Below are 7,226 nucleotides of genomic sequence, written 5' to 3' on the forward strand. Positions count from 1 at the left end.
AGCGGGGGCGGTGTATTATTCCACCATCCTGCCCGATGCGCTGCGGCTGGGGCTGTCGGTGGCGTTTCCCGCCATCATGGCCGGCGCGCGCTGGCTGCGCCCGGCGGGGCTGGCCTTTCCAGTGCGCGTGGTGACGGTGACGGCGCTGGCAATCTGGTATGTCACCGACCCGCCGCGCAATGACCGGGTCTGGGCGGGTGAATACGCCGTGCCGGCCGATGCATGGCGGGTGGGGGATATGGTGCATGTCCATAACGTGCGCAATTTCCGCTACCATACCGAAACCGACTATATCCCGGCATGGTATGACGCGACGTATGACCTGCGGCGGCTGGAGCGGGTGGACCTTGTGACCTCCTACTGGGCGGGGGAATCAATCGCGCATGTGTTCCTCAGCTTCGGGTTTTCCGATGGCCAGCACCTTGCGATTTCCATCGAGACCCGGCGGCAGGCCCGGTTTCCCTATTCCACCATTGCCGGGTTCTTTCATCATTACGAACTGTTCTATGTCACCGCTGATGAACGCGACCTGATTGGCGTGCGCACCGACATCCGGCGCGAGCGGGTCTATATGTACCGGCTGGATATCGCGCCCGAAGTGCGCGAACACCTGTTCCTCAGCTACGTGGGCGCGATCCATGACATCATTTCCCGCCCCGTGTGGTACAACACCCTGACCGACAACTGCACCACCGGCATACTGGCGCGCGCGGGCGCACGGCTGCGGTACCGGTTTGACTGGCGCGTGATCCTCAGCGGGCATACAGCCGACATGGCGTATGACATGGGCCTGCTGGGGCCGTATGACCCCAAACGCTATCCCGGCTATGACGCACTGCATGCCGCAAGCCGCATCCACCGTGCGCCCGGCGCTGTGATCGGCCCCGATTATTCCACCGCCATCCGCGCGGCCCTGCCACCGCCAGAGGGGCCGCAGCCCTGACCATCAGGACAGGGCCGACGCACGGCATGGACCGTGTGCCCCGTGGCCGCGCATGCCGCATCCCGGCCCGTTGCTGACGGGCACGGTCCCCGTTCCCGGCGCAGAAACATAAGCTGTCCCGGCTTTTCACATTACGGAACCATAAAACGCCCGCACGCCCGGGACCTGCATCCTGCCGGTCACCGGCATGCCGTGACGGGTGGGCAGGGATGCGTACGCGGCATTTTGGACACACATGTTCAAATTAATGCCGCAAAATGGGAAAACCCATCCGCCGCTTATGGACTGAATGGTCATAAAAATGCCAAACGGATTTATTCGTTACGGTTCATAATTGGAGCGCCCGGTGGATTTCCTGATCAAGGTGAAAAATTGCTATCGTGAACTTGGCCATATGTTCGGCCCGGACTTCGTGGGAAAAAGCTTCGCCATAGCATTTGTGCTCGAAGGCCTGATGATTACCTTCCTCACGCAGCCAAGCCGGCCGTCGCATCCATTCATGACGGTCATGACCATTGCAATGTACACGCTCTCTTCCCTGCTGTTCCCGTTTACCAGGGCGGGATGGGAAGCATTCAAGGACCTGTTCGCAAGCGATACTATCCTGGTCATACCCTCGATTATCTGGATGATACTGGCGTTCCTTGTCAGCGCCATCCTGTGGCAGGGGTCCATATTCCTGGGGCCGATTGCGATATGGTACCTGTTTGGCAGGCACCAGTATTGAAATCCGAATGATATTTTAAATAGACATGCCCGGAGACAAATAATGATCCACGCCAAACTGGACGGTGATATTGCATACCGTACCAGATCAAAACTCATGATCATGGTCATTACGTTTCATTACCTGGTCGCCTGGCCCGTACTGTCCATGATCATGATGATAATGCGGGTGCAACAGCCTGTCGCCCATGCCTTCATGCTGGTCTCGGCGTCCTATATTGGCTTTGGCCTGCTGCGGGGCCTGATTATCCGCAGGCCCTTCATCAACGACCGGATACAGACCGCACGCCAGGACAGGTACTTCAATACCCTGCTTGACGAACGCCTGCAGCCACTGATGAAACACCCGATCGTTACCGCTGACTGCACCCTGACCGATAATTACCCCAATGTGCTGCTGTTTGACGGCCAAGAAGTCATGATCATGCAAAAGGGGGATTATGTCATCGCGCGGCCTGATGAAATTGCAGGTGTGCTGTTCAATGTTCCCGAAAGTGAACAACAGCAGAGGTATGAATTATGGGATGGCGGGATAATCGGCACGATAACCGCGCGCGAAACCGCATCGTCCAGCATCCGCAACTGGCGCAAGAGCCGCGATGCCGGCATCACGTTTGAAATGAACGATCCCGCCCATACGCAGATATTCTATTGCACCGGGCTGGGCGAGGGGGCGGTGAAAACCTGCAGGAAATGGGATGAACTGCTGAAAAAGGCGGGTGCGTGCCCGTAATGTCGCGTACGGGTTGCACGCAGGCGGTGACAGGCCCATCATCCACGCCAAAATGAACCTGTGGAGACGTGTCATGCCAACCCTGTTCACCCCGCTGAAGGTCGGTGCGCTGACCCTGCCCAACCGCATTGTCATGGCGCCGCTGACGCGCCTGCGTGCCAGTGGCGGGCACATTCCCAACGACCTGATGGCCGAATACTATGCCCAGCGCGCGCTGGCGGGGCTGATCATATCGGAAGCAACGCCGGTCACACCGCAGGGCATCGGGTATGAAGGCGTGCCCGGCATCTGGACGGACGGGCAGGCGGAAGGATGGAAAAAGGTGACATCCGCCGTGCATGCGGTGGGCGGGCGCATTTTCATGCAGTTGTGGCATGTGGGCCGGATTTCGGACCCGTATTTCCTGAACGGGGACGCCCCGGTCGCCCCCAGCGCGATTGCGGCGAAGGGGCATGTCAGCCTGTTGCGTCCCATGCGCGATTACGTCACGCCCCGCGCCCTGCGCACGGATGAGATACCGGGCATTGTGGACGCCTTCCGCCGCGGCGCGGAACTGGCGAAGGTGGCCGGGTTTGACGGGGTGGAGATCCACGGCGCGAATGGCTACCTGCTGGACCAGTTCCTGCAGGATTCCACCAACCACCGCACCGACCGGTATGGCGGGCCGATCGAAAACCGCGCGCGGCTGATGCTGGAAGTCACCGACGCCGCCATTGCCGTGTGGGGCAAGGACAGGGTGGGGATGCACCTGTCACCGCGCTGCGACCTGCATGACATGGGGGATTCCAACCCTGCCGCGACGTTTGGTTATGTCGCGACCGAACTGGGGCGGCGCGGCATCGCCTTCATCTGCGCGCGTGAGGCCGAGGGGCCAGACAGCCTTGGCCCGCAGCTGAAAAAGCAGTTTGGCGGCGTGTATATCGCCAATGAGAAGTTTACCGGCGCCAGCGCCGAAAAAGCCGTCGAGACCGGGCGTGCCGATGCCGTGGCCTTTGGCCAGGCCTTCATTGCCAACCCCGACCTGCCCGAACGCCTGCGCGCAGGCGTGGAACTGACACCGCCCGACCCGTCCACGTTCTACACCCATGGGCCGGAAGGCTATATCGACTATCCCACTATGGGGGCGGCGGGGGACTGACGTGATACATGGAATGCAGGCACGACAGCCTGCATTCCGCTGAATGGCGGGAACTGACGTTAAAAAGCAGGCATCCGTTGATCATCACATGGCCTGAAACAGGAAAATTACGCAGTAATGCAGCAAAGACTTGCAGATATTCGCCGTTTTTATGATCTGATGGATAGACTTAAGCAAAAAGTGGATGGTCCCAGGACGCTTGCATCTGCTTCAGGAAGATTGCCCTGGCCACAACGTGGCGTTTATTTTTTCTTTGAAAATGGTGAAACGCGCAGCACTTCAGGCAGCGGATCACGAGTAGTGCGTATTGGCACGCACGCCCTCAAAAAAGGTGCAGGCACCACCTTGTGGAAACGGTTGTCTGGACATCAGGGAACGATCCGTTCGGGTGGCGGCAACCATCGTGGTTCCGTCTTTCGCCTTCTTGTCGGCACGGCGCTCATGACGCGCGACGGGGATTGCTGTCCGACATGGGATAATGGCTGCGCAAGCGCACCAAAAGAAACGCGCGATGCCGAACGGGACATGGAAATCCGGGTCAGCGAGGTGATCGGGGCAATGCCGTTCCTGTGGTTGCCCGTGGAAGATGATGCAGGGCGGGACAGCAAGCGTGGCATTCTTGAACGGGAAACCATCGCGCTTTTATCAAATCTAGACCGTGAACCGATCGACTCGCCTTCGCCTGACTGGCTCGGTCTGTATTGTAGTCGCCCGCGCATTCGCCAATCAGGACTATGGAACGCGAAGCATACCGACGAAGATTACGATCCTGCATTCCTCGATTTATTCCAGCATTTTATTGATAAAATAGCAGATCGCACATGATCATAATCATTCAATGTGCAAATTCAAAACGACCAGATGCGGGCACGCTACGCAACGTGGAAGGCAAACCTGTCAAATTTGTTGCAAGACCCGATCTGGCGCCGAAAGATGGTTATGTCCATGCACGTCCCGATGATATTTCGGATAATGGCGAAAGCTGGCGGCAAAGGCTTGAGCATTACAATGAATCAGCTTCCTGCAACCCCCTTGATCTTTTGCCCGCCTGTGAATTGTATGAGAATCCTATTTACCTGCAACTGGCTGAAAAAGTGGGAAGATCACGCCTATTCATCCTTTCTGCTGGCTGGGGCCTGATCAGCGCGGATTTTCTGACGCCTGTCTACGACATTACTTTTTCAGCGGAGGCACGTGGACCGACTGCCTACAAACGCCGCCGAAAGGGCGACCATTTTGCGGATTTCTGCATGTTATCCAAAGATACCATTGAACCTGTCCTATTTTTGGGTGGCAAAAGTTACCTGCCATCATTTTTGTCGCTGACCCGCAATATCAAAGCATCCCGCACCATTTGTTATAACTCGATAACCCCACCGGACGCGCCCGGCTGCAACCTTGTCCATTTTGAGACAACAGGTAAAACAAACTGGCATTATTCCTGCGCAAAAGCATTCCTGACAGGTAAGTGGAACCCAAGTGTTTCCTGATGCGTCACTGCATTCCATTCTGGATAAATAGCACGATGCAATCTGCAATATGATGGCAACGGCAAGATAGTATTTGCAACCCAGACCGCCCAACACCATCATGTGAGGGACCGCTTTTGCGATTGCGTGCCATTCCGCCGGTTCTGCATCATGTCATCTGTCCGCAGCAGGGAATGGCACGCGTAATGGATATGAACCGGTTCACGCAGTCTGTCCTTGTCACGGCGGGATTATGCGCCAGCATCCCCGCCCATGCGCAGGGGCATGTGGTCACGACGCCCAAGCTGGACTGGATGACCGCGGCGCATCTGGCGATCGAGGCCGTGGATGCGTGCGCGAAGCAGGGATATTCCGTAACCGCCACCGTGGTGGACACGACGGGCCACCAGCAGGCCGTCATCAAGGGCGACAGCGTGCCGCTGCAGTCGCTGTCGGTATCCTATCGCAAGGCCTATACGGCCTATTCCTATGGCATGGCGTTCAACATGGACACCACCAGCGCACTGATCGCAGCCAAGGTGACGGGACCGGCCAACGGGGCGCTGAACACCATTCCCGAAGTGCTGTTCGTGCCCGGTGGGGTCACGCTACGCCGGGTATCGGACCGGGCCGTGCTGGGCGGTATTGGCGTATCCGGCGCGCCGGGCGGGGAAAAGGACGAAGCCTGCGCACAGGCTGCCGTGACGAAATACCGCACGGATTTCCAGTAACGCACCCCATCGCCGGGCCACATGCGACCGCCGTGGCGTGATACCCGTACCGGGCTGTCAGCACAGGACGGGACGGCTGCCGGACTACCCATTACGGCAATGCGGGGGCCTTACACCCCTTCGCCATGCGCGTCATCTTCTGGTGGGGGCAGGCGGGCGGGGACGGGCAGTGTGATGAACTGCCGGATGGCGGCGCGGCCGATGCGGTTGGTTTTCAGGCCATCGAATGTGCCGCCAATCACACCGCCCAGCACGGGCACGGCCGCGGCCGCGCCACCGGCCAGGCCGCGTGCGGCGATGGCATGCAGGGCGTGGCGGGCAAGGTGTTTCTTGGCCTCGACCGCGACGCGGTTGCCGATATTGTTCACGGCGGTGGACCCGGCAATGGACAGGCCGATATTCTTGGCCATTTCCTCCAGCCCCACTTCGGTCAGGCAGGACAGGCACGCGGCCTTCACGTCCGCATCACGGATGTCATGCCCGCCCATGACGGCAATGGCCGTAATCATGCGGACCTGCACATACAGCACGCCCGCGACATTGGCGGGCAGGGCGAGGGGCAGCGTGGCAAGGCCGCCCAGCCCGCTTATGAATCCCGCCGTCGCGGCCTTGGCGTTCTGCCGGCGGATCAGCGCGCGCGCCGCCCGCAGCGCATCGCCACCGTTGCGGGCCAGGCAGGCGCGGGCCATGTCTTCCGCCGACCCGGCCTTTCCCACGCCCGCGACGGATGCCTGATAGGCCCAGTCAATGAAACGGGCAAGGGAGGGATCAGGACTGTCATGCAAACCGGCCATCCGGCTTCCATATGGAAACATGGCCGGAAAATAAATGGTTTTATGCGACATGCCCGTATGCAACGCCTCGGCAGGTCATAAAGCCATTTCATGTCACATGGATAAAAGGTAAAAGTTTCCGGGTGCCGTTTTTCACGAAGGCGGCGTTCCCGGCAGCTTCCTGAAAAAAGCTTCACCGGAAACTGTTCCTGACCATCCTGCCGGTCAGCCGGCCTTTGCATCGGGCTGGGTATTGATTTCGCCCACGCCATCCGGCTCGGACGTGTGTTCGGGCAGGCGATCGGACAGCAGGGCGCGGGGGCGGCCGATCCACATGCTGTCGCGCATGTGGTCGCGGCGCGGGTTGGTGGTGCCGGGATGGATCAGGATGCTCAGGCCATTATGGTTCAGCATCAGCCACGGCACCAGTGCCGCAAACAGGTCCGTGGCAAAGGCCACCTGGTACATGGGCGCGACATGCGGGCCGACCGCGACCTCGTGCCACCGGCCCAGCCGGACGGCAAAGCGGGCGGCAATCTGTTCACGCACGCGGGCCGCCATGTCGCGCGTGGCCGCGTCGTCAAAATAGATATGGGCGTGATAGCAGGCGATTTCATCCAGCGTGCGGGGGGCGGTCGTCTGGTCGGTCATGGGGAACGCGCTTTCTGTGCGATTGGGGCGTGGGGCGATTGGGCCGTGGGGCGATCTAGCCG

Annotated in this window: 9 protein-coding genes; 7 read left to right on the plus strand and 2 right to left on the minus strand. The window is 59.6% G+C overall.

Annotation, left to right across the window (positions count from 1 at the left end):
- The 7 genes from F1542_RS03270 to F1542_RS03300 form a co-directional block, all read left to right on the plus strand.
- On the plus strand, positions 1-943 hold a 943-nt coding region (locus tag F1542_RS03270), incomplete at its 5' end, for a DUF4105 domain-containing protein (RefSeq protein WP_227672438.1).
- A gap of 364 nt (positions 944-1,307) precedes the next feature.
- Positions 1,308-1,670, plus strand: coding sequence for a hypothetical protein (locus tag F1542_RS03275; protein ID WP_346011749.1), 363 nt, complete (start codon positions 1,308-1,310; stop codon positions 1,668-1,670).
- Between the two features lie 42 nt (positions 1,671-1,712).
- Positions 1,713-2,402, plus strand: coding sequence for a hypothetical protein (locus F1542_RS03280; protein ID WP_193731794.1), 690 nt, complete (start codon positions 1,713-1,715; stop codon positions 2,400-2,402).
- A gap of 73 nt (positions 2,403-2,475) precedes the next feature.
- Entirely contained in the window at positions 2,476-3,540 is a 1,065-nt protein-coding gene (locus F1542_RS03285; protein ID WP_193731795.1) for an alkene reductase, read from the plus strand.
- A gap of 117 nt (positions 3,541-3,657) precedes the next feature.
- Positions 3,658-4,365, plus strand: coding sequence for a hypothetical protein (locus tag F1542_RS03290; protein WP_227672439.1), 708 nt, complete (start codon positions 3,658-3,660; stop codon positions 4,363-4,365).
- Complete coding sequence (locus F1542_RS03295) at positions 4,362-5,030, plus strand: hypothetical protein (protein WP_193731796.1); 669 nt, start codon at positions 4,362-4,364, stop codon at positions 5,028-5,030. The genes F1542_RS03290 and F1542_RS03295 overlap by 4 nt, the downstream gene beginning before the upstream one ends.
- 191 nt (positions 5,031-5,221) lie before the next feature.
- On the plus strand, positions 5,222-5,740 hold the full coding sequence (locus F1542_RS03300; protein WP_408886224.1) for a GlcG/HbpS family heme-binding protein: 519 nt from the start codon (positions 5,222-5,224) through the stop codon (positions 5,738-5,740).
- Between the two features lie 110 nt (positions 5,741-5,850).
- Here the strand turns inward: F1542_RS03300 and F1542_RS03305 are convergent, their stop codons facing one another.
- Together F1542_RS03305 and F1542_RS03310 are read right to left on the minus strand one after the other, a co-directional pair.
- Complete coding sequence (locus tag F1542_RS03305) at positions 5,851-6,534, minus strand: EcsC family protein (protein WP_227672440.1); 684 nt, start codon at positions 6,532-6,534, stop codon at positions 5,851-5,853.
- 204 nt (positions 6,535-6,738) lie between these two features.
- Positions 6,739-7,164, minus strand: a complete 426-nt coding sequence (locus F1542_RS03310) for a DOPA 4,5-dioxygenase family protein (RefSeq protein ID WP_193731799.1) — start codon at positions 7,162-7,164, stop codon at positions 6,739-6,741.
- Positions 7,165-7,226: the final 62 nt, after the last annotated feature.

The organism is Komagataeibacter sp. FXV3, from assembly GCF_015155755.1.
In the GTDB taxonomy this organism is placed as follows: domain Bacteria; phylum Pseudomonadota; class Alphaproteobacteria; order Acetobacterales; family Acetobacteraceae; genus Komagataeibacter.